At 43.5% G+C, this 22,495-nt stretch carries 18 protein-coding genes; 8 read left to right on the top strand and 10 right to left on the bottom strand.

The window, feature by feature from the left end:
- The 7 genes from BLT91_RS16770 to BLT91_RS30745 form a co-directional block, all read right to left on the bottom strand.
- Nucleotides 1–1,485, bottom strand: a complete 1,485-nt coding sequence (locus BLT91_RS16770) for an ATPase, T2SS/T4P/T4SS family (RefSeq protein ID WP_090822937.1) — start codon at nucleotides 1,483–1,485, stop codon at nucleotides 1–3.
- Between the two features lie 4 nt (nucleotides 1,486–1,489).
- Complete coding sequence (locus BLT91_RS16765) at nucleotides 1,490–2,578, bottom strand: CpaE/TadZ family protein (RefSeq protein ID WP_090822935.1); 1,089 nt, start codon at nucleotides 2,576–2,578, stop codon at nucleotides 1,490–1,492.
- Entirely contained in the window at nucleotides 2,575–3,396 is an 822-nt protein-coding gene (locus tag BLT91_RS16760; protein WP_090822934.1) for an SAF domain-containing protein, read from the bottom strand. The genes BLT91_RS16765 and BLT91_RS16760 overlap by 4 nt, the downstream gene beginning before the upstream one ends.
- A 113-nt stretch (nucleotides 3,397–3,509) precedes the next feature.
- The gene (locus tag BLT91_RS16755; protein ID WP_175532351.1) at nucleotides 3,510–4,457 is read right to left on the bottom strand and encodes a hypothetical protein; all 948 of its coding nucleotides are present in this window, start codon (nucleotides 4,455–4,457) and stop codon (nucleotides 3,510–3,512) included.
- Nucleotides 4,432–5,367, bottom strand: coding sequence for a S1 RNA-binding domain-containing protein (locus tag BLT91_RS16750; protein ID WP_090822930.1), 936 nt, complete (start codon nucleotides 5,365–5,367; stop codon nucleotides 4,432–4,434). Before BLT91_RS16750 ends, BLT91_RS16755 begins: the two co-directional genes overlap by 26 nt.
- A 180-nt stretch (nucleotides 5,368–5,547) precedes the next feature.
- Nucleotides 5,548–8,469: a type IV secretory system conjugative DNA transfer family protein gene (locus BLT91_RS16745; RefSeq protein WP_175532350.1), complete on the bottom strand. Its 2,922-nt coding sequence runs from the start codon at nucleotides 8,467–8,469 to the stop codon at nucleotides 5,548–5,550.
- Nucleotides 8,466–10,142, bottom strand: coding sequence for a hypothetical protein (locus BLT91_RS30745; protein ID WP_141225011.1), 1,677 nt, complete (start codon nucleotides 10,140–10,142; stop codon nucleotides 8,466–8,468). The genes BLT91_RS16745 and BLT91_RS30745 overlap by 4 nt, the downstream gene beginning before the upstream one ends.
- A gap of 852 nt (nucleotides 10,143–10,994) precedes the next feature.
- On the opposite strand from BLT91_RS30745, the gene BLT91_RS16740 reads away from it, so the two are divergent.
- The 5 genes from BLT91_RS16740 (at nucleotide 10,995) to BLT91_RS16720 (ending at nucleotide 16,731) form a co-directional block, all read left to right on the top strand.
- Complete coding sequence (locus tag BLT91_RS16740; RefSeq protein ID WP_090822925.1) at nucleotides 10,995–11,534, top strand: hypothetical protein; 540 nt, start codon at nucleotides 10,995–10,997, stop codon at nucleotides 11,532–11,534.
- Nucleotides 11,512–12,117 carry a hypothetical protein gene (locus BLT91_RS16735; protein WP_090822924.1) on the top strand — a complete coding sequence of 202 codons (606 nt, stop codon included), beginning with the start codon at nucleotides 11,512–11,514 and terminating at the stop codon, nucleotides 12,115–12,117. The genes BLT91_RS16740 and BLT91_RS16735 overlap by 23 nt, the downstream gene beginning before the upstream one ends.
- 668 nt (nucleotides 12,118–12,785) lie before the next feature.
- Nucleotides 12,786–13,112, top strand: coding sequence for a hypothetical protein (locus BLT91_RS16730; protein ID WP_141225010.1), 327 nt, complete (start codon nucleotides 12,786–12,788; stop codon nucleotides 13,110–13,112).
- A 20-nt stretch (nucleotides 13,113–13,132) separates the two neighbouring features.
- Complete coding sequence (locus BLT91_RS16725; RefSeq protein ID WP_090822920.1) at nucleotides 13,133–14,422, top strand: FtsZ/tubulin family protein; 1,290 nt, start codon at nucleotides 13,133–13,135, stop codon at nucleotides 14,420–14,422.
- A gap of 1,097 nt (nucleotides 14,423–15,519) precedes the next feature.
- On the top strand, nucleotides 15,520–16,731 hold the full coding sequence (locus tag BLT91_RS16720; RefSeq protein ID WP_090822918.1) for a hypothetical protein: 1,212 nt from the start codon (nucleotides 15,520–15,522) through the stop codon (nucleotides 16,729–16,731).
- A 275-nt stretch (nucleotides 16,732–17,006) separates the two neighbouring features.
- Here BLT91_RS16720 and BLT91_RS16715 read toward each other — a convergent pair whose 3' ends face one another.
- The 3 genes from BLT91_RS16715 to BLT91_RS16705 are packed head-to-tail and all read right to left on the bottom strand — an operon-like array spanning nucleotide 17,007 to nucleotide 19,029.
- Nucleotides 17,007–17,387 carry a YolD-like family protein gene (locus BLT91_RS16715; protein ID WP_090822916.1) on the bottom strand — a complete coding sequence of 127 codons (381 nt, stop codon included), beginning with the start codon at nucleotides 17,385–17,387 and terminating at the stop codon, nucleotides 17,007–17,009.
- Nucleotides 17,384–18,655: a DNA polymerase IV gene (locus tag BLT91_RS16710; protein ID WP_090823192.1), complete on the bottom strand. Its 1,272-nt coding sequence runs from the start codon at nucleotides 18,653–18,655 to the stop codon at nucleotides 17,384–17,386. Before BLT91_RS16710 ends, BLT91_RS16715 begins: the two co-directional genes overlap by 4 nt.
- Nucleotides 18,656–18,660: 5 nt before the next feature.
- Nucleotides 18,661–19,029, bottom strand: a complete 369-nt coding sequence (locus tag BLT91_RS16705; RefSeq protein ID WP_090822914.1) for a YhjD family protein — start codon at nucleotides 19,027–19,029, stop codon at nucleotides 18,661–18,663.
- Between the two features lie 230 nt (nucleotides 19,030–19,259).
- Here BLT91_RS16705 and BLT91_RS16700 point away from each other — a divergent pair, with 230 nt between their 5' ends.
- From BLT91_RS16700 to BLT91_RS16690, 3 genes are all read left to right on the top strand, one after another.
- The gene (locus BLT91_RS16700; protein WP_141225009.1) at nucleotides 19,260–19,577 is read left to right on the top strand and encodes a helix-turn-helix domain-containing protein; all 318 of its coding nucleotides are present in this window, start codon (nucleotides 19,260–19,262) and stop codon (nucleotides 19,575–19,577) included.
- Between the two features lie 44 nt (nucleotides 19,578–19,621).
- Nucleotides 19,622–20,071, top strand: a complete 450-nt coding sequence (locus BLT91_RS16695; RefSeq protein ID WP_175532349.1) for an IS3 family transposase — start codon at nucleotides 19,622–19,624, stop codon at nucleotides 20,069–20,071.
- A 1,156-nt stretch (nucleotides 20,072–21,227) separates the two neighbouring features.
- Nucleotides 21,228–22,202 carry an SDR family oxidoreductase gene (locus BLT91_RS16690; protein WP_254776990.1) on the top strand — a complete coding sequence of 325 codons (975 nt, stop codon included), beginning with the start codon at nucleotides 21,228–21,230 and terminating at the stop codon, nucleotides 22,200–22,202.
- The last annotated feature ends 293 nt before the right edge of the window (nucleotides 22,203–22,495 follow it).

Genomic DNA, 22,495 nt, shown 5'->3' with positions numbered 1-22,495 from the left:
TCAATCCCCCCTGCCCGATGATTCGCCCCAAGAGAGCGATTTGGATAGCCTGTCCTTAGGAATAGGCCGATCCTCGGCTAAGCGTTCCAAGGTCTTCATGCCAGCGGCGTAAGCGTGGCGATCTTTTTTCTTCATTCGCCGGAGGAGCTGGTCGTCAATTTCAGCGTCATACAGCCATATCTTTGTATCTTCATCAAACAGCATGATTCGTTTACTGGTGACAGACAAGTTTAAAGGATCGAAGCGGATTTCCGATATTTCTGCATTCCGGATCGTCGTCTGATCCTCATCCAGCTCCATGATGAGTACGAAATCGATAACCGAAGCATAATCCGTAAGGGCAATCCGGTAATTCAGTCCATTCACATGGCGAATCTCTTTACGAGCGAGTGTCCCGGGAACGTTCGTAGAGTCATATTCATGCATCGTCGTACCGACGAATCCCGTGGAATTGCGTGCCGCCTCTTTGTACATCGGAGCTTCGACCTCTCGAATTTCGCCTATCATATAAATCTTGGGGTCTTGCCGTAGTGTCCGAGGAAAAATAACCGGAACCATCGTCTTGTCGTCGCCGACAAATTCAGTAATATCACGGTCAAGAAACCTTGCTTTGAGCATCATTTCAAAGGCATTTTCCGCAGCTACCGTAATGTGATCCGAATGCGTCTCTGCGAATGTGGATAGCAAAAACGTCGTTTTTCCTACCCCTGGTTCGCCCGATAGTACAATTTTGCACCCGCACCGGGCCATCATTTGATAAATGGGAATGGCCTCAGAATCGATGGTCTTCAGTTTTGCCTGTTCATTTAAGGTATAGAGCGCAACGGTTGTGCGGCGGAAGACAATAGTAGGCACACGGCATATAGGCGGTATCGTAATGACAACCCGGGTTCCATCATACAGCTGAAGTTCCGCATAGGGAGTATCCCGCGAGAGTACTACCCCTTCGTCATTCAGCACCAGATTGTCAATCAGTCGGTACACTTCCTTAATGTCCCGATACTGCTCGTGAATCCGGTGCCTCTCACCGGGCTTCTTATACCAAACTTCCGTCCCATTTAACCGGCATTTTCCGACTTCTCGGTGCTGCTCGAGCCAGACACTCACGACCCCGAACCCCCAAGTCTCATGAAATAGAGCATCGACCAAATTCAAGTAGATGGAAGGGAACGGCATATCGTGAAGCTGAGACTGTTCAATGATTTGCTGAATAATTCGCTTCATTTCATTGACTTCTTCCGGTCGCCCTCGGGTCGCATGATGCTGTTGATTTTGGTACTTCTTTTTCTCGTCGGTTGTTTTCGCGTTAGTGAGGCGCTTGTCAAAGAAGTCATTTACAATACCCACCGCGAAGCGGAACTGTTGATTCGCATACCCTTGCGCCTGTGGGTTTTTCGCATCCGTTCCATTTTTCATATAGTCAACAATTTCATGGAACTGGATCTCCGTCTGCTCCTCCAGTTTGAACAAGGTATCCGGATTCATAGGCTCAACCCCTTACTGGTATTAATCCAAACAATGATCGTTTCCGAACCTTCTCCTGAAGGTTCGGCATGTCATAATCACCCATCAGCATATCGCTAAATGCGGAGATTCCCTGTTGAATGTGTTTACTTGCTGCTGGATGGGTACTAGGAACATACGGAAGTGACAAAATGGAGCTCGACTGAAGCTGGGTACTAATCGCAAGTTTCGTTTCAATGCCGTTGCCCTCAAAATTATAAATGAACGAGGTCCCACGTAAGTCGATACCGTACAGATAACGAATTTGCGGCAGGTATTGATAAAACTCGTTCATAGATTGCTGGTTGCTAGTTGCAACCAAATACTTGCGCCCAATCATCTTGATCGGAACAAGTGTTAGGGTGTTATCCCAGTAGGGGCTAATCAACACGATCGTCAAGTCGAAGCTATGCTGAATCAGCGAGAGAATTTGTTCGATACGATCCATGCCATACTTTCTTGCAAAATCAAGCTTTGGATTACCACTAATGATGTGAAGACCATTTTTCGATTCTGCAATTTCCCGGATGCGTCTCGTCGTCAGCCCACCGGCTTCGTACTCCTTGTACAGCTGGAAAAAGCCTTCCGTATTCGAGGACACATCATACGGATCCATATTGATGATACCGATGCTTGCATTGGTTTTGCTAAGTAAATTTTCTCCGATACTTTTCGCGATCATATGTGCGCCCGCACCGCGATGAGCCGAAATTAAGGCGATGGAAGGCAGGACACGCTCCGTATGTCGGTCAGGAAACAAGATTCGATCAATTTCATCGATCACATTTGAATCGCCACGGTCCACGATAAAAGGAATATCTTTTAATTTGCAAGCTTCCTTTGCACGGTCATAGTCATCACTAATCCCGCTTCGGACGTTGTGTACATAGATCACACGGTTAGCTGCCGCATGTTCAGATATTTTTTCCATCAGTTCAGGATTTACATGATCCAGGATATAAGCACCCGGTTCCTTACTTTCACCATCAATGGAATACAGTACATCCGTAACACCATGAATGCCTTGTACAAGCGGAAGGAGTCGGCTTGTCCGACCAATAATGATTACTTTCAATTCGATAGCCCCCTTTCCCCATCATCATGAATGGCGAATATGAGTTTATACCCGTCTTCCACGGCACTTTTGATCTGTGCGAACTGATCAGCAGTAAGGAAGATTTTTGCATTTGCCGGCTTATTCGTGCCTTCGGACCGGTCAGCCACGTCTTTTGCATTTTTGACAGCTTTCGCCTGTGCATCAAAGACGTACCGCAGCTTCACACTCGTAAGCAGCGGCTTCTTCAGCGGCCGCTCGGGTAAATCCGGTACGTTTCCTCCATCAGCTTTTACCGTCACATGTGCATTAAAATTGGTTTGGTTGTTTGCCTGTGCGCCAATGACAGCGCCATTAATTTCCCCTGATGCTTGTTGATATTTGGCCTTAAGTTTATCATCCGGCGTTAGCCAAATCTCTCCTACGTCACCGACCCTCCCTGTCCAGTCAAGTACTGCGAACCATTCGCTTGGAATGGGATAGCCAATTTCTCCCGCCTTGGGTACCAGTTGATTATCACCTATATGATGGGTCGTTAAATGCTCGTCCGGGTACACTGGCTGAGCCAATGTCTTCCCAATAACCTCTTGTATTCGATCCTGGGTAATCATGCTAGGCTCAATCGCAGCCCGTAGAACTTGCTGGGGTTGAAACAGTTGGTCGAACATCGCTTTGTTCGTGATCTCTGTGTACTTTTCGATCGCTTTGCCGCGAGGTATGTATGTAACCTCCTTTGGCAGGAGCTCTTCCCCTTTGATATACAGCAACAGAAACAAGAACAAGCCTATGAAAAATATCGATAGACCAACCGTGAATAGTACTGTAACTCGAACCTTCATGAACTTTATACCTCCATCCCCGGGGTTTCCCGGATTGCGGCGCCTTTTACGATAGAAAATCATATGGACCTTGATGAATAGTCACCCATGTCCATATGATTTACCCGTATTCTTTAATTGTCTAAAAAGTCAAATACAAATGGCTGGAGCAGCACATCACCTACTTGGCCGCCCTTTTCGGCGATCCTAAACGCATAACGAAAATCCGTCATATGTTCGTCGATCAGGAACAAATGAATCATTTCACTAGGCAACTCATTGAGTGAACCTACAATATCTCTGGCAGCCTCTTCCGTCCCACAGCTCCATACCATAATAGGCGGGTGCTCGGTAGGAAATGGACTTGGCAGACGACCATTGTCAATCAAGTCCTTATATCGCTTCAATTTCATCTTCATGTACCGAAGCGGCTTCTTTGTCTGCTGAAGGCGTTCGACATACAGAACGATCATACCAACAGGAGTATTCATCCCCACCATTGCGAGTGGATTCTCCGCATTGGGTGCGATGTGAGGATACAAGACGAAATTTTCTTCGCTTATAACCTGCCGCTGGAGCATCTGGATTCGTAGCTCGTTGACTGCACACACCGATAGGTAATGAGCAATATTCTGTGCAATGGAGATAGGGTTGGGCAGGTCCCTCATGCCCATGACAAACCCTAAATAGTTCTTAGCACCAATCCCAATGCTCCACACATATTCCCGCTTATTATACTCACTTTCGATGGTCCAGCCTTCAAACCAGCCGATTTGCTGAAGAAACCGTAAACGAGATGCAAGCTTATGAGCTTTACCATATCGCTCCGTATATAGTAATCGCAGCTGTCTTTCCGTCAGCACCTTCATCTTGGCAAGTGTTACTGCAACTTCTACATCCATTTGTGTTATTTGTCCGGTTTCGACGCGGAAAACCGTGACTTCCAGATGGGTATCTGGCCGATTGTGCCAGGGAAGCATCCTGATGGACAATGTCGGATCATCAAAAAGTGGAACACTGCCATCTAATGCTTTCCATATCCGCACTGGTTGAACATCAGGAGAAGTTAGGGTTGAACGCATTTGGTCTACGCAGAACAGATTGGAGCGTAGGATCCAGTTTGAAAATCTTTGCTTTCCCGCGTCTTTGTTCCTTATTCATTCTCTCGATTGTGACATGAACTTTGAGACCTGGAGGGAGACCGCCGCCGTATTGACGTCGCAGATTGTTCTGCAGATTACCTACAATCACAAGACCTTTTGGCAGTTCAAGGAAGTAGCTGTTCATCCCCTGGGCAAAACCAACGATTTTCGCTACTGTCGAATCCCCCACTGTATAATGGTCCTCAATCCGATCCCAAATGCGGGATATCTCTTCGGACATGACGGCTTTACGCGACAGGCGAACCCGGTATCCAAATTCCCAAGACTTGTTATCCGTCACGCCTTCTACTTCACTTTCGCCTTCGGACTCCTTTTTAGGGAGTTCTTGGATCGTCAACACCTGAAGATCGAGCTCCGTACCCACTTTGACAAATTCGCGGAGGTTTATAGGTCTTGAACTATCCCACTCTTGCGGCGGGATCAGGCAAGGAACACCTTGAATGTCGACAAAAACGACGTTATTTGCCGTTACCCCCGTTACGGTTCCGGTTACGATGTCACCTTCCGATACGTTGCGAATGAAGGCACGACTCACGATCGGTAATGCCTCGATACGGTTGACGATGACGTGGCCGTCAGGTGTAATATTCTTGACAATGAACGGCACACTGGTCTGAAGAAAGCCGCTGTACGATTTTAATTCACGCTTCACAAAGTCTGCCTTTCTGCAGTACACCGTGACACCGTTAAAGTTGATCAGTAGCAACTCCTCGCTGGTATCATTCGCCAGTCTTACTTCACGGATGTTCTCAAGGACACCATACTGGACGAACCTTCTTTTCATGGAATCCCTTAATAACTCCAAAACGGCTGCATTTGCGTTATTCATGTAACTACCTCCTCGAATGGGTTCACTGGGCGATAAATACAACAAAAAAAAGACGCACTCAACCAATAGGTTGCGTGCGTCTTACGCTTCATCGCTCATTAGACAATATTCTATTAATTACCATCTTACCGAAAACTCGCTTCACTGACAAGACCTATTTCTACATATAACGACTATATCTCATGATTTCCCATCATCTCGGGTTACGTTAAACAGCTGCTGCAGGAATTTTTTACTGTTTACATCCACTCCAGCATCCTTAAGATACTCGATCTTCTTTTTCTTCACGGATGGATCCTGACGGTTCTCTACTGGTAGAGAAGAAGAACTTGCTTCCTCTTCGGCAACAGGCAATTCCTCCGTCTCTTTCTCCTGTACCGGTTCTGACTCGGAAGCCGATGTTGCATTCGCCATAGGTGACGGGGAAGCGGGTCTGCTAAATACGCTCGAAAAACTTACCGCATTGGCGGGAGGAGTTTTTACTGCGGATTCCTTAGTACCGTCCTCTTTTGATCGCTCTTTCGCCGCACCCGCTCCAGGATCATCTTTTTTGGGCTCGGGCCTCGAAGTCTTGACCTGTTCATCTATCCCCCGCTGAGGCACCTCACCCGCTCCTCCCTTGTGATAAACAAACTGGGATGCTCGTGGCATCGGGGTCACAGTGACCTCTTTGTCTTCCTCTTGACGGGATGCTGCCGTTTCACCCGACAACTCAAGATCCACAAAACGATCGGCAGTTGTGTCATCTGTGCGTGCGATTTCCTCAAATGTTTTTTCCTCGCGTACTTTATCGTAGCCTTTCTCAAGACTCGCCGCGACGTCTTTGGTGTTCGGGTCGATATGATCGCCCCATGTATCGATCCAGTTCATATCAAAGGTGTATATGGTTTCGTTATCGTCTTGCCAGTATTGCATGAAGTATTTTACCGCTTCGGGTTGAAGCGCCTTTTTCCACTTTTCGGCATCTCCAAAATCGACAAAGTCGCCCTCACCCTTGACTGCCTTCGACGTACTCCCCTCTACAATGAGGCGCATGTAGCTAAATTTAAACTTGTTAAACATGATCTCGTTTGCCGTAACCAACTCTCTCTCTTCGCGTACTACGGAGCGAGAGTAATTCATAGACGGATTGTTATTGCTTTCCGGTGAGAAGGACTCCTTATCCGCTACTTCCTCGACGACGTGCGTCCCGAAAATCGGAACGAGCTTTTTAGCATCATATTCCCCTACCCCACCATACACGATGTAATTTCGAATCGTTCCGAGCATGGCGTTCACGAAAGCTTCGTTGAACTTGACATGAAACTGCGACAGCGACTGGCAAGCAACAAGAAAAGCCACTTTGTACTTCCGTCCTTGACCGGCTAATTTCAGGAAAGGAGAGTTCATATAATCATAGAATTCATCCACATATACCGAGACCAATGGACGGGTATCTTCGTCACCTTTACGGCGAAATACCGCATTCTGAACGCTCATCAACACAAGCTTACCGAAGGCATCCGATACATTGCCAAGCAGACCGTTATCTGTATTACAGAGCAGCACGCCGCCCTTGCCCATCAGTTTATCGAGATCAACTTCGTTACGTCCGGTCAATATCCGGGCGAGGTACGGATTCGTAATGAGATCTGCAAGTAGGTTACGAGTCTGACGTGTGAATTCGGACTGCTTATCCTTTATTTTGATGCGCCCTTGGTGTTCGCCAGTTTCGTATTTGAGCAGCATACCATCGCGGTCCCGCTCCTCCTCCAGACCATCGTTATCGAACCAGCGCAGCGTACGCCGAACCAACATCCAATAGATCTGCATATCATTGGGCATACGACTTATCTCATCACGGCCAGGAACTTTTTTCCTCACTTCCTCCACCATGTCCTTCGTAAAGCGCGGATCCTGATACATCTGGTCGAGGTCTAGCAGCGTACATTCATTTTTCTTCAGAAATTTAAGCAGGTAAATATATTGTTTCAATACGGTTCTGCAGGCCTGCCGGAAGAATTCGTTACTGGTTTCACTCATCCCATCGAGTACCGCTGTAATGGTTTCCGCGACCTGTTCAATGGGGCCAATCATACAGTTGAAACCAGGGGTACGCGCATTAGAAGGATCGAGATAGACAACGAGTCGATCCGGAATCCCGTGCTCTTTGGCAAGAGCGTAGCTCTTATCACACAAATCCTTTGCAGGCTCGATGACGACCGTCCCGATGAGGTACTTCCCCATCTCCAGTAAAAACTCTTTTGTTCCAAGACCATGCTTTTTCACTAAGCCCGGGAACGCATTAATCATCCGCTGCATATGAGCAAAGTCCTGACGAACGCCTTTGATAATTTTCAAACTCGTCTTACCGCTCCCTGGAGGACCAATGAGCAGTGTTCCTAACTGCCTGGATACACCAAGGAGAACAACAGGAACACGGAGTATCGCATCGATAGCGAGCGTAATGTCAGGAAACTTCATGGCATTATCTTCACCGAAGCGGGCTAAACGGCTCCACTGAAACTTGTAATCCGCAAACCATTCCTGTACGACCGTATCCTCTCGGTATACCCCATATAGCCACGTTACGAACTTATAGGTAACGATCATCGGCAGCAGCATGAGCACGGTTCCTAATAGCTTAAGGGCTCCTTTGTCTACAAATTTACGATTGCTTTCGGATACCCATCCGTCGAGCAGCATGACTTTATCATAGGTGATCGGCTTCAAAAAGTTGGCCGCAAACACATTGAATACAATCGCAAAAGTAAGTACTGAGAAAGCAAAGAAGAACATTCGTCGCCGCAAACTCGATGTGCAAACCTTTAGCCTTGTGCTGAATAACCAAGAAGCAGCAGACAGCACTAACGTTCCGATAACCAACACATAATGGTTCCCGCTTGGCGGACTGTAAAAGATCATAAAATGACCAAGTACGGGGATCAGCGCCATCAATCGAGCCCTTGGCATATCGAAGTTCCCTATTACCATTGCAAACAACATTCCAAGCGCTGAAAGCAAGATCAAGTACAAAAGTCCATACATCACCCATATAAGGAGTATTGGAGTGTGCTTGTTCCAGTTCCATTGTCCGATCTTCTGCCATAACCGATTCATCATGGGTTCACATCCTTCCATACCCACAATCTTCGATCATCCTTGCGACAGGGTTCAGGCTTTTTGAAGTGACCCCAGGTACCGGTTCGGACGACATCCTCCCAGTTCACATAATAGAACGGCAGGTTATCAAAGTGTACTTCTTCATCCATTTCTGCTTGATTCGGATATACGAGGATGACCTTCGCATTCTCTTCCCCCTCTTCAATCCACTCCAACATCGCGCTTGCTTTTGCAATGGGGTTCAACCACCCCAGGCGTACAAAGAAGACCATATACGTCTGTGATTTTTTCCCCCAATCCCCAGTGATCCGAACAGCTTCATCCGGCATGACGGGCAGTGGTCTTGCGAGCTGCATTTTCTTCACTTCGTCCGTTACGTAGGCCACTTGAGTATCCATCGTACTGGATAACGCATGAACATAAGATTCGAATTCCTTACCTCTCGGGGCTACTGAGTGAAAGTCACCATCCCGCTCCAGAAACATTTCCAGAGAAAGTCGGCATGTATGCTCATCACCATGCAGTACGTTAATCTTGTCGCTGAGCATGACATCCTTTAGCACCTTAAACATTACCTTTCTGGTGTTCCTCAGTCGGACCATCATGGTCGTATTCTTAATGGGTAAGACTGCATCTCTTGCATATCGGCCGTTTACCGAGAAGAACGCCATATTGTTATCAGGATAAAAATCGAGGGAGTACAGAAACTTCCGACACTTATCTTCGATTAATCGCTGATCCATCGTTTTCAAATCGCACTCAATCGATACAAAACCCTTGTAATGGTCACTTAATAACGATTTATGCGATTCCTTTCTGGATTCCACAGGAACATGCAGCGGGCAATCCCCTGTGCGATCGTTGTCAACGAGCGTCTTGTAATGCTCATTGGGGCGGAATAAAAACCAGTCGGGACGATAAGGCGCCTTCTTCCCTTCCAACCTTGGATCTTGGAGCGGGTACCGTTTCCACTCACAATGAGGTAAGTAGATCTCGTTGGCATTCATCGTCTGCAATAAGCGAGTGACGAATTCCTGTGTTTCAAAGTGATGATTATCTTGCTTACCAATCATCAGGTTTTGGATTAAATAGTGCTCCTTCGGTAAATCCGGATAGAAATAAGCGTAATGGTCACATTTGAGGTAAATTTCCACCAAGAGCTCAAGACCACTCTTCGAAAGGCGGTAATAAAACTTCTTCTTATCGCCTTTTGTGTTTTCCGGACCCGCTCCTTTCTCGCGCCATACGACCTTTTGGGCATACATCTCGCTCATCAGATTACCTAGTGCTTTAATGTGCATCTTCGGCGCCGCAATACGAGCAATTTGGAATACATCCAATTGTCGATGGACATAGAGGCTGCTGAGAATCCTCAAACGAGTCGGATTGTTCTGCACAATATCCTGGACTCTATCGAAATCCCATTTTCGATCCCGTCGACTGCTCACCCCTCTTTTCCATCGCTTTTGATTCGAAATCAGAATCTCGGGCGAATTCGTGGTGCTTTCATTATCTTCAGGTAGAAGATAATCATCTCCCAGTTCTTCCTCATCCTCTAGTTCAGCCAAAAACAGCTTCGTAGATCGTATCGATGAACGATCAGTCGTTTGAGTAGGATCAAAATCATCCAAACGGTCGTCATCGTCCTCTAACATCACCCTGGTTACAGGCATGCCTCTCGATTCACCTCTCTTTAAAAAATAAAAAACGCAACGATGCCTAAACAGGCATACCGTTGCGTCTTCCGCTTACGTATCTGAACACATCAGATTATACATCAAGGTGAATGAAAAATGAATCCGAAAAAGAGTAAAACGATCAAAAAGACCCCTGTACCAATTTCCAGCTAACACCTTCGTTTAGATCGATGAATCGGGATCACATACGACAACAAAAGCGTAGGGGTATTTGGAGGGGTCAACCTATATAACTTCTCGGGAGTTCCAGGGGTCGGATACAGAAAGATTATTCCAACATTTAAACCCGTCATACAAAATAGTTAAGCGAAACTCAGAATCAGCACAAATACAGGCATTTTGACTGATCATTGTCACGACTATAACCAATGCCCTAATCGATATCATGACACGACTAAAACTCATTACTTCTATGGTCGTGACATATATCCACCACTTAATTATTAGTATTTCTCACTAGCGATTAATCTAGATTAGTTGGAAATAATTCGATCACATCACGAAAAAAGGACACTAACTATTTCTTCGACGATGCTACTTTTGGAGCCCCTATCCTTGCAGAACTTTTCAACATTGCGGCAGCTAGTTTCATGGCTTGCTCTTTTGATATCTCATTCGATGCCAATAGAGACACCTCCCAGTATTTGATGTTGTTATTATTCATAATTGACCTTTTTATCAGATATTAAACATAAGGTTAGGGGTGTTGTTGTTCTATTATCCCACCCCTCTCCATATACTTGTCCTAAAGATGGAATAATGGAATTGTGGAATTATGACCGATGACATAGTAGACCTTTAAATCAAAAATGACGGGAGGGAATAGGATTGAACACAAGTCTAAACGCTATATTACGACCATCTGATCCTGTAAAAAAGATGCCAACATCGGATTTGAACAAGCAACTTGGCAATCAAAATATAACAGAATCAAAGCAGGTAGTTACGACACCACTTAAAGTAGAATTCACTTCACATCAACAACGTACTCGGAGGGAACGGTCTGATAAGAAAAAAGATATAAAATTCCCGGTAACGCCGGATCAACGTGAGGAACTGCGAAAACTTGCCAAGGAACTCCGAATTGAAAATAAGGATCCTTCTAGAAAATACGAAACAATCTCAAATACCAATGTTCTAAAAAAGGCATTAGAGCAATACAGCATCTTTCCGGAAAGATTCCCTCCACTCGTTTACAGTGATACCGGACAATATATGCATGCAGAACCTCTGTTAAGAGATTTTGAATTGATTGAGGAGCTCGCGAGGAAGATGAATTTATCTATACGGAAAACCGCATATCGACTTATTATGAACTACATTTACAGAGGGGAGGTTGATAGCGATGCGTATCGAGAAGGTCGGTGACGGGGTATCTGAAAGATTACGCAAACTTAGCGGCTTAACCTTGGGAGACCTGTTTTCCCGTGGTAAGCGATTCGTAAGAATTGAAGTACGAGCGGAAAAAATAGATCTTGATCGAGCCGAGGTCTTCATCAGCGATTTGAACAAAATTACAAAAGGCGCGTTTGCCGATCTGACGATCGACCATTTGATACACATACTGTATGATGACTTTTTATTTACGGTTCGTGAAAATATGACCGATGTCAAGATCGATGCAAATAGCATTACTCAGGAGGACGTCGTCAAAAACCTTCTTGGTAAGCGTAAAATCTACTTCCCCCGAATGAAACGCACTGAAGCGGGCGAGTATTCCCTAGTTCGAAAGAGATGGCTCACTTACGATATCCACTTGCGCCGGGATGCAGCCCAGAGGGGAGATGTTTTTCTAAATGATGCGGCATCCGAATTCCATGAGTTTGAAATGTCCCTTACCGAATTGATTTCTATTCTTTTTGTGGATTTTGTTGCTCAGCTGCGTAAGGGAAATCAGAAAATGCTTATCAATGCGCTTATAGATCGCTTCTACTCACATGATTTTGACTAACTGTTTCATCACTTTGACCAGTTTAATCTTTTTTAAACCGTGATCCATAGCTCAGTAGTGGTATTCCTGGAAGTCGAGACATTGCCGCATCTGAACGCGTAGAAGATGTAATTCCGGCAGGCTCACCGCTGCTTTGTTATGTATTTCATCATTAGCGATTAATCTAGATTAGTTGGAAATAATTCGTAATAATTCGTTCATATCACGATGACAAGGACACTAACCAGAGGGTGAATTCGTCCAACACATTTATCAGGAAAAAATCCGCTTGAGAGGTTCTAGAGTGGACACATCTAATCACCTCCCCCCATACGTTCAATAGTATGGGTTTTTTGGTCGTGTGACCATGAGTGAAGAGCCTAACAGTAAGCCGTTTGATCATATAGGTCATTTCATAATTATTGAATCGATTCTAATCGATTCAATAATTGATTCAATAATCCTAGTTCATTGAATCAATAAGATTATGGTATTGCATCAATAGCTGTTGAGTCTTTCAACTCTCTGTTTAATTACATCATTACTCTATCTTGCTCTAATAACTTATCGTCGGGCTCATTAACATATAACTCTCTTAAAAAGTACTTGCGGAATTATTATCCAATAGAGTATGATTTGAGTATTGATGCAATAGTTGAATCGAATCGAATCCATACAATGGACAGGGGGTGGAACGTATTTTATCGAGAGAGCAGATCCTATCCATTCTTTCTGACCGTCTCGGACACGGTAAATGGGCTCTTGCAATTTTAAAGAAGGAAAATCGTTCCTTGAACAAAGAATTACTTGGCGAGCTTGTTAATGAAACTTACCAGCAGCAAACCCAGACTGATAAAAAGCTTCTTGGATCTAGACATATGCTCGACGAAATGGCAGCCAGATTAGAAGGGGCAGGACTCGTCGATGTTTCAGAGTTTGGTCGAGCCCGGCTTTACACATTATCTAAACTAGGAGAAGATCTTATTCTCCATATTCAAAGTCACAGGCAAGTATAAAATCAAAAGGTAGGTGTCAAATGAGAAACGTATTGTTACGAAATGATTTAAGTCTTAGCTTGAAATTTGGGTTTTTGGGTTTAGGAATGGGTGGTTGTTCAATCGCTTATGAATGCGCCACAATTCGAACTCAGATTACGAATAGCCACAATCCGTACACGGCTCTTTTGATCAATACCAATGAAGTAGATATGCGTAAATTTAAAGAGCATAGCAACGTCCGTAAGATGCAGCTATCTGGATTTGAAAAAGGTGCCGGCCGAGATATCGCGATTGGTGAAGCTGCGTTCAAGCAGCATAGAGACATTATCCAGAGAGAAGCAATAGAACATTTTGCCGATCGAGATTTCGTTTGGGTCACTGGTGGACTTGGCGGTGGCACTGGTACGGGAAGTATCCTTGAAGCAATAAGAATGCTTTATGCAAATGGATTTAAAGATCGTTGTGGTCTCATGATTACTCTTCCAAGAGATAACGAGGGCACTACCGTTATTGAGAATGCTCTGGATAGACTTCAAATGCTCGCTAAAGCCATGAATAATCTAGGCTGCATCCTCGCAGTCGACAACCAAAAACTCTATAATGACTTTATTAAAGAGCAGCCACAAGCCAGCATTTCCGAATATCTTGATTACAGCAACAAGTACATAGCGACTGCACTCCATGAAATCAACGTAGTAACCGCGAGCTTTAACCCCATCGCCGGTTATCATTTTGATAGCTCAGAGCTGCTGAATACGTTGAAAACTCCTGGTCTTATCTCGATCGGTAAGTTAGAATTTGCATCCAATGCAATTGATACTGCAAATCAAGCGACATTCTTACCTGACTTCAAAAGATCCATCGAACGAGGGACTTTGTCCGATGGATATAACTTAGGTAAAGCGGCTAGAGTTGCTGTAAGTATGGTAGCCCATCCTGGTACAGCCAAACGTATTTTCTCTATGTCCTTTATTAATTCGATTGAGACTACCATTGAAGGCCTATCCCCAATGGCTACAGAAAAACCGGTTGCCGCTTATGAAGATCCTAAAGGTGAGGATCTCTCCATCTACACAATCGTTGCAGGTCTAGGGTTTCCAAACAGAGTGAATCAGCTGGTCACAAAGGCAAAAGAAGCCCAAGAAAAAGCCGAGGACTTCTTAGGTCAAGAAGACAGCGCACTCTCAGCTCTTAGTGGATTTACGAGAAAGAAGCAATCTGAGCAGACGGGTTCAATTTCAGACGATCCATTCGCGGCCGCTTCTGAAGTTGCCAGCACTAAGCAAATTAAAAATGATGATTTAGATCCATTTTCTATACTTAAATAGGAACTCCTCCACTCCCCCCTTATCAATCAGAGATAGGGGGATTTTTATTTTGAAATGCACTGAATCAATAACTGAATCAGTAACTGAATCGAATCGCTTCAATTCCATAACATGTTCCAGCCCTAAATATGGCTTAAAAGAAATAAACACACGTAGTGGTGGTTCAGTGAAAATAAAGTACTAGACAGAATTGTTGATCTAACGTGGCTTTTTTATTATTGAGTCGGCAATTAGACTGACTGTTAAAAACACAAAAGGCAGTCTAGGACTTTCAGTTGGTCGAGTCGGTCGCCGAAGTTGGTGTTTACAGAGGCTGCTTCAGTCTAAAACTTTACTATTTCCGGACAGTAGTACCCATGGTCCCCTATCAAAATGGTATATAACACTACTAAATCGGGAATACTAGAATTAAGGACTGAAAGATCGGCAACCAAATTGAAGCTAATGGCAAACCTCTGATTCAGTTGTAAACCCGGGAGAAGCGGAGGTGCACAAGCAGCCAGACCCTATAAGAGGTCGGAAACGGGCTTGGTCGGAAGGGTCTACGAATATGCGCGCGCACAGGTATTCTACATATTAACCCTTTAAAAGTGAATTGTGAGGATTATGACCCTGGCTGTGAAGGTTGACGAACCGACCGGCTATTTGTGCTGTACAATATTAGATTCAAACACACTCATCTATTTATTCTCTATTTAAAGCAGACTTAAGGCCATAATATATGCAAGAATCGCTAAATCACCTTTGATAGGCACCGATTAGGAGCGATTAGTGGTAATCCGTGAAATTTTACACACTAATCGCTTTTTATCGCTCCCGATTAGCCGCGATAAGTCTAAAATTACAGAAAAATAAAGCGATTAGATGGATTAATCGCTGTTTATCGGTATGTTTTTAATCTCTATTAATCGCAACTAATCGCGTTGAATCTATATCAATCTACATTAATATATCTTAATTCCTTTACATTTCTATAAATTGCACTTAAAATATAGCGATAACTTGCGATTATCGGTGGTAATCGGATTGATTTTAGTAGGTAAAACCCTTTAAAATAAAGCAAGTATATCGATTTATACGAGGAAGGGGTGCATTATATGAGCAGCTCTCATGAAAATGTAATCTATTCACCAGATGATCAAGCAAAAATGGCCGAAATGAAAGAGTTGATAATAGATGCCTTTGATGAAACTTCATCCTTGTACGAAATATACAAGAAGAGAGGTTGGTTAGTTCGCATTTTTACAGATAGGATCCTTTTGATGGATAAGGATGCTACTTATTCTACACAACAAGCAGCTGATATTATTGAAGTTCCAGAATATAATGTGCGCAATAAACGGAAAGACTTTATGGAATACCTTAATCCGCTTGTTTTGGAATCCGGAAGTAAGGTGACTTATAAGTTTAACTACATCTCGGTGTTTAAGATGAAGATGATCGACGGCTTAACAGGCGAGGGCGGCGATTACACGCTTCCTCAGCTAAAACAGCTATTATATAACCATAACCGCTTTACCCCTGCAGAAAAGACTGCTGTGCCGCCTGGTGACCAGTTTTTCGAAGCTCTTGCTAAAATTGAAGTAATAATAAAAGATGAAATTGAAGCTGTACGTTCAGAACTCTACGGATTTGTTAATCGTAAAATCGAGTCATTAGCTTTACCCGATATCAAGGCATTACAAGATGCTAACGATGCTTCAGAGAGACTATATAAGAAACTTAAAACGATCTCCGATGAAATAATCTCCACAGCAACATCAATAGAAGAAAAGGAGAGTTTCCTAGCCAAGCTAGCTGAATTGAAAGTAGATTATCCAGAACAGCTGCCGATTATTGATTTGTATCAAAAATCCTTGACGGATTCTATTAGGTTAGCTAAGGAAGAAGTTAAATCAAGAGATATACAACAAACTCGAAGCAAGGTACTGGACTTATTTCATACGGCCATAGACGGCAATAAGTCACTAGAAGAAAGGGAAAGGGCGCAAAACCTTATCCGAGAGGTTATAAGCTCAAAACCAGAATATAGAGAGTTCGAGACCTTATTTACACAAGCTATGATATCTATTCGAGACGTACGCCAAGAGAAACGTGAGGAAGAAATTAGGGGAATAAAGAATAGGGCACTCGAACTTTATGAATTGGCAACTGATCCCGCAAAGTCGAAGGGAGAAAGGGACAATTTCCTTAAACAACTCCAAGATTTGTCAGAAAAGAACCCCGAGTTATCCTTCGATGTGAGACATTATATCGCTGCTGCACAGTTAACTAATAAGAAACGGTCTAAATTTCTCGGAATATTTTAACAACTACAGCTACGTAAAAGAGCCGTTTAATTGATCATAACTCCTAAGGTGTAGAAAAACCTGAAGAGTTATTTTTTTATTCCGAAAGGAAAAGACGTTGAGCACATGGAGCGTATTAAAAGCAAAGGGCGCCGAGATCGGACTCCCTTTGCTTTATTCCACCCATTCACATTCACTAAGCTCCACCTTTATCAAATCTTTAAAACGAATCCACTCATGATAACAGTAACGTTATTGTGGTTGTGATAATGAGCATTTTAACAACCTTCTTGCCTTCAATGCTCGATCATTTCCTCTTCTGCCCACACTGTGCTCAGTTCAGCCCTCAACACATCTTTATAACTGATCCACTCCCAATCTGCTACTCCACTAAGCGGATCAACAGTGTCCAATCGGAATTCACTGTGCTGGCTGCTTGTCACAATACCAGTTAATGTCCGTGGCGTGTAATCATCGTATATTGTTACTTGAATTATTTTCTTATACATTTGTGAACGGCTGAGCGTGGCTGAGATACGATGTACTTCTTGCTCGTCCAGAACTAGTCGCTCAATTCTGTGTATCTTTTTATGGTTTCTTATTGCAGATTCTTTATGTTGAGGAAGCATCATCCGACTAGACTCCCATAAACCGTTATGTTCTAGTTTCTTACTCATCTATAGTGGCCTCCAATTTTTCCAGCCCTGTCAGCTGCTAATCCTGCTTTCATAAGACTAGATGCTCGAATGATGGCCGTATTACCAAAGCGGTCTTTTATTCCATCCAGGACACTATCGAGTCTCCGCAGTTTGGTCAAGTCCTCAAAGAGATCTAGCTGAGTTACTTCCTCATCATCGAGTGATCCAAGCGTAACTCCTACTTTACGGACGGGATGACCATTCCAATTGCGATGAAATATCTCGCGAACGGATCCAAACACTTTTAACGTATTGTTCGTTGTAAAAGGCATCTTTCGCTGCTGACTAAACCCAGTAGGTGCATCGTATGGTGAGCACATGCAGAAAACATGAACGGTCCCGCTCGTATAGCCTTTTGTTCGTGCATCACGGCAAACCTCTTCCGTCAATTCCAGTAGAACAATATCTATCTCTTCTGCAGTTGTATAGTCTCGCGGTAATGTCATTCCGTGACCAATTGATTTCGGGGCTACATCGAAAGTACCTGGTGTGACTGGACTATCATCAAGCCCGTTAGCAGTACGCCACATAACTTCTGCTTGAATGTCAGATTGTTTCCCAAAACGCGCCCGAAACTTCTGCTTTAGGGTTGCAAGTGGGGTTCTACCAACGTGACCAATGGTCGTCATTCCAAGGGTTACGAAGTGTCTAGTCATGCGTGAGCCGACACCATACATTTTATCAACACTGAGTGGCCACAACACTCGCTCAACATCTTCCTTGCCAAGTGTAAAAATTCCACTTTGGTTTTTCTTTGCGAAATTGTCAGTCGCTTGCTTCGCTAATATCTTCGTTGGACCGATTCCGAGGCGAATTCGTATGTTCATTGAAGCAGCTACTTTTTGTTGAATTTGCAAAGCTAATTCTTCAGCATTACAGCCGAAATGATGGAGCGAACCTGAAACATCAAGGAACTGCTCGTCGATTGAAAACACCTCAACGAGATCAGTATAATCCTTGTAAATATCCGTAATCGCAAGTGAAACATCAATATAGCGCTGCATGTGCGGACGCATTACAATGGCATCCGGACAAAGTTGAAGTGCTTCTCCAAGACGCTGAGCCGTAGTAATCCCAAAGCTTTTAGCGATTGGGCATGCCGCCAAAATAATTCCAGATCTTCTAGCCGGGTCCCCAGCAACTACAACTGGGAGATTTTCAAGTCCTGGATGAGTAGCCTTTTCAACACTTGCGTAAAAAGATTGGCAATCTGAGAGGTAGATAGTGCGATCACTTTTTTCTCTCATTACCATTACAACGACCTCCGCATTTTCATTAGTGTTGTCATAAGTTCAGCCTTTACTAAGCTTCGAAGCATTGTAAAATGGTGGATGTAACCGCGGACCTTATATTCAACATTAATTCCTAAAGAAGTGGTCGATGTATTCAGTACCTTAATGTCTCGCTTTTTCATATAGTTCTTAACATTTTGCAATTCAGGATAGATGGCATTCTCTACCTCTTTTAAGTAAAACAGAACATGACTATATACAAGTTTATCTTTGTAAATTTTGAGCTGCTCGGAATCCCGCGCTAACATATCAAGCAATATAGGAAGCAACGTATACTCTTTGATTAATTGAACATCCTCGTCTGTCTCATTTTTTGTAATGACACTCATTTAATCACCTCAAAATAAGAACATTTGTTTGTGTTTTTTTATTATATACCAAAGACGTATCTTCTATGCAAGGGCAATTATTCTGTATTAATAAAAATATATATACAAGTCTGGAAATAGATGGTATTATCTTTCTTGTACCGGAAGCACCGGACAAAGAACGCACCCCCTAAAATAGACATTAGAAAAAACCCCTGGGTTAATCTAAACTATTTTAGGGGGTGTTTGGCATGGCGACAAAGGGACAGAAGTTAAAAACGTACAGCCAAGAACTGAAATTGAAAGCTATTAAAATGAAGCTAGAAGGAATGACGAAACGTCAGATTTCAGAAGAGCTTGGGATAGAAGATCATGATCGTGTTAAGATCTGGATGCGTAAGTATAAGCAGTTTGGCGAGTACGGTCTTATGGATAATAGAGGACGACGTGAAGTATACAAGGATGAAGACAGACATCTTCAGAAGCTTACTCGGGAGAATGAAATGCTAAAAAAGTGCTTGGAAATCTGGATACAGGAGGTACAAAAAGAAGCAGGTTCAAAGTCGTAGAACAGATGGCATCTGGTTATACAGTGCAAAGGATTTGTGAGGTCATGCAAGTATCTAGGAGCGGCTATTACCGGTATTTACACACGTCTCAACTGAACCGTGATCGCATAACCAAAGACCGAATACAAGCTATCTATGATCTACGCGAGGGTACATACGGGTATCGTAGGATACAAATGGAACTAGAACGTCGATACGGTGAACTTGTTAACCATAAGAGAGTATATCGACTCATGAAAGAAATGGGACTAAGAGCCATTATTAGACGTAAGAGATTCCATCCTACTGCTTACCAAGTCGCGGTTTCCGATGGACGCGTTGCAGAAAACCTATTAAACCGTGAATTTACGGCTGAAAAGCCAAACCAGAAATGGGTGACTGATATTACACAATACCGCGTGTTGGACCAAAGGATATATCTATCCGCCATTGCGATGTCAGGGAGCCATTTCTGTTCGTCAGGATTCGACGTGAGTAGTAACTCACCATTATAGATAAAATTCAAGTTTTATAGAAGTTCGTAAATGAAAGCAAATGCCTAGGAGAGGTACAGCAGAGAGGTTCTGGGGAAAAGGCGAGTAGTTCATTAATTTTTAGTACCCCCTGGTTCTAGTCAAGGCACGAACCATTCATGGACATTCGATTGCAGAATGAAGATAGTCGACTACATACTACGATCTATGCTTCAGCCCCAGACAACACAATAATAATTTTGTTGCATAATGAAAATCCATGAAAGCTTGAACAGTCTACATTTGTGCCATACTCTCGTTCACCAATGCTGATTACGAGGAGAGAAAATAAAATGAATTGTACCCAATGTAAAAAGGAAACGGATGAGAGATATATTATTGATGCCAAAGGAACGAAATATTGTTCGGACGACTACATGGATCAGTATTAGGTAAACGTCAAACCCAACCCACATTCAAACACCATGGGATAGTCGTTCTCAGGATATGTAGGCCACTCTATACGTGGATGAAACGAATTGACACTACTTCTGGATCTATACAGGCTCACGTTTCAAGCAATGCAACTTGGCTTCATGTACAAGTGACACCCGAACCGGTTGAATCTGAGCAATCCGCTCCTTCAAATGAAAGTTGGCGCGATTCGCTCTCCTTTGCCTATACTCATATAACGCTGATCAAGCTCGGTTGGTGTGCTGGGAAATAAAAAAAGACCTTCCATATTTGGACGGCCGGCACAAAATCTTATATTCCCTCGTCGATACACCTTACTCAGACTCGGCCAATCTCAAACACGCTCCTCCATCATCACCAATCGCGATATTCTTATTGTGCAAATCGAATTACTAGACATGCTTAAATTAGGGGGTACTCTGGCTCATAACGGGGATTCGCATAGTAGGGTGGTCTAATTGTAATGACAGGCATTGGCCACGAGAAATTCATGTATTCCATCGTAACTTTCTCGTTTGAACGATTAATGAGTAACGTCCTTATTTGGGGACTGAAAATAAACCTCCTCATCAGAGTATTCCTCCTTGTTCTAGATATGTGTGATACATTCTATTTCATTTTGGCCCAAATGATTCCTCGAAGTTCGATAAATGGTGAAGGGCATAGTTTTTGCCAAGACAGCATAGGTTATGTGAAATTGAAAGCTGAGGAGGACCTTTCCGCAATGAACAATAACAATATTGAGAACGAAATTCGAGCGCTGCAGGAATGGTTTGAGCAGAATAAAAAAAATGATCCATTCCCACTTTATCCGAGCTACGGGAAAATAACGAAATATGAAGAAATTCCGATTCATTTTCCAGAGCAACAGCAGCTTCGTCAGCCTGGAATAGAACAACTCATGGTTCCTCGCCCCATCATTGAAAATCCTCATTACAAAGGTAGTGAAAAGTTAAAAGGGAAAGTGGCATTGATTACTGGCGGGGATAGCGGCATGGGAGCTGCTATCGCAGTTATATTTGCTAAAGAAGGCGCAGACGTGGCGATTTCATATTTGGATGAGCATGAGGATGCGCACCGTACGAAAACGTGCGTAGAACAATTAGGACAGCGTTGTCTTCTTCTTCCAGGTGACTTGCGTAATAAGCAGCATTGCATTCATATCGTGGAAAACACAATTGACTTTTTTGGAAAGTTAGACACTCTTGTGAATCATGTAGGCGTCCAATTTCAGCAAAATTCGCTGACCGATATTACAGATGAGCAATTTAACGAAATCTTTACGGTTAATGTATATTCTCATTTCTATACAACAAGAGCAGCTCTTCCCCACTTGAAAGCAGGCAGTACTATTATTAATACAACTTCAGTAGTTGCTTATGGCAGTCAGAAACTATTGCTGGACTATAGTGCAAGTAAAGCTGCTATAGTAGGTTTCACCAGAGCACTTGCAAGTAGTGTAATCAAGCAAGGTATTAGGGTTAACGCAGTCGCACCAGGACGAATTTGGACACCATTAATCCCGTCAAGTATGACCAGTGATGAGACAGCCCTGTGGGGTATGGGCAACAACCTAATGAATCGACCTGGACAGCCTTTTGAGTTAGCGCCTACTTGGGTATACTTAGCATCGGATGACTCCAGTTTTGTTACCGGTCAGGTGTTGCATGTAGACGGCGGAGAATCAACGAGTTCCTGATTAGATTGCGCTACCGCGCACCAAGCTTTCATGGTCTGACCGCTTGCCTGATAGGCAGCAATAGGTTGGGCCCAAGTTTCCTGCAACGTCTCTTCAATGCGAATCCATCCTTTCGTTTGATGGATTCATTGTGGCAGATTTTTTTGCTGATAGACAGGTGTGTACGGTTTGACGCTTACGTATATAGAAAATAATGATCGCTCTTATGACCCTCATCCATATGAGGATAGATATTAATTCTGCGATGGGCGTATGTTGATTTACTGAATCACTGGGAGCATTCCCCGTATTTC

This window comes from Paenibacillus sp. yr247, assembly GCF_900103825.1.
Lineage (GTDB): Bacteria > Bacillota > Bacilli > Paenibacillales > NBRC-103111 > Paenibacillus_E.
The sequence above is the reverse complement of the archived record's forward strand: the minus strand, read 5'-3'. Positions and strand labels throughout refer to the sequence as shown.